We start from the raw sequence: 1,331 nt of genomic DNA, 5'->3' as shown, positions 1-1,331 counted from the left end.
AACCTGTCATGCATACAAATCGTTCCCACTCATCATGGCCGCCAGCCGGACGGCTCCCATACCGTCCAATCTACCCACTCAAATTTCAAGAGAGGCGAAAAACAACAGTTCAAAAAGGACACGACTTCGTGTTTCGTGGTGCCCGCTATCAGGTCAAAGGCAATCGCCCTAGTGGCAAGCCAGGTAGCTTTGTTACTTGGGTGCCCAAAGCAACAAACTACGAATGGGATTTTCTTGTTTGGGTGCATTACAACCAACGCTACGAAATTCAAGAGGCCTGGCTTTGGGGCGTATCGGAATACATCGCGGCATTCGACGCAATCAAACGTTTGTCGCCTGCCCATTATCGGCAAGGCCAAAGGCTTCGGTAATGTCCACACCTAACACTGCGGTCAAGCGGGACTGGCTTACAGCGGACTTCGCCCGCTTCCAGCCAGCCCCTTACCTTGGACGTTAGCCCGTGAAAAGCAGGAGAGCCGCACCTTGAGCCAAATCTTCATTCCTACTTCAAACGCAGAGCAATGGGCGCAGTTTCTCGCTGAGCCGGTTAAACACTGGCGTCAGGGTTATTCCGCTCGCACCCTTGCCTACTCATGGCAAGAGGCCAGCGGCTTTCCCACAGAGGTTGGGTCTGTTCTGGCGTCTCAGTTCCCATCGGCAGAGCTATTGCTCGCCCTGCCAGAGCACAAAGTCCCATTGCCCGGCGGTTCTCGCTCGTCCCAAAACGACATCTGGGTTCTTGCTCGCTGCAATGGTCAGCTCATTTCCATAGCGGTAGAGGGCAAGGTTTCTGAGCCATTCGGCCCCACCGTCCAAGAGTGGCAAGCAGAGTCCAGCCCCGGCAAAGCAGAGCGCCTTGCATATCTGCTTTCTCTGCTGGGCCTGTCCTCAGTTCCAGGCACCACGCGCTATCAGCTTCTGCACCGCACGGCATCGGCCATCATTGAGGCTCAACGCTTCAACGCAGCCCATGCAGTCATGCTTGTTCACTCATTCAGCCAGTCCAGTGAGTGGTTTCATGACTACGCGGCGTTTGTGTCGCTCATGGGCGGCAGCGCCACAGAAAACAGCATGGTTTCGGTTGGCTCTCGTTCCAGCGTTTCTCTTCACTTGGCGTGGGTGCGCGGCAATGCCAGCTACCTCAGCAAGTAGCACGCTATCAAGGGCTAACAAGGCGCTCCAGCCGACCGTTTTGCCTTCGCTTCGCTGCGGCAAAACGTCGGCTGAGCTTTGGCGTTGGGGCTTACGACTGATCAGGGGGCTTTGAGATGAAGCTGCATCTTGAGTGGTCACGTCCGGTACCGTTGAAGGACGCAACAGCAGAAAACCTA

General features: G+C 55.6%; 2 protein-coding genes. Both read left to right on the top strand.

Annotated elements, in window-relative coordinates:
- Nucleotides 1–8: 8 nt before the first annotated feature.
- The gene (locus tag AAG565_RS15700) at nt 9–371 is read left to right on the top strand and encodes a hypothetical protein (protein WP_348820586.1); all 363 of its coding nucleotides are present in this window, start codon (nt 9–11) and stop codon (nt 369–371) included.
- A gap of 112 nt (nt 372–483) precedes the next feature.
- Nucleotides 484–1,152 carry a hypothetical protein gene (locus AAG565_RS15695; protein WP_348820585.1) on the top strand — a complete coding sequence of 223 codons (669 nt, stop codon included), beginning with the start codon at nt 484–486 and terminating at the stop codon, nt 1,150–1,152.
- Nucleotides 1,153–1,331: the final 179 nt, after the last annotated feature.

This window comes from Fontimonas sp. SYSU GA230001 (assembly GCF_040066175.1).
Lineage (GTDB): Bacteria > Pseudomonadota > Gammaproteobacteria > Nevskiales > Nevskiaceae > Solimonas.
The sequence above is the reverse complement of the archived record's forward strand: the minus strand, read 5'-3'. Positions and strand labels throughout refer to the sequence as shown.

Bases quoted from the DNA above. Each gene is read 5' to 3' on its own strand.
- AAG565_RS15700 (WP_348820586.1), top strand. From the start codon at position 9: ATGCATACAAATCGTTCCCACTCATCATGGCCGCCAGCCGGACGGCTC.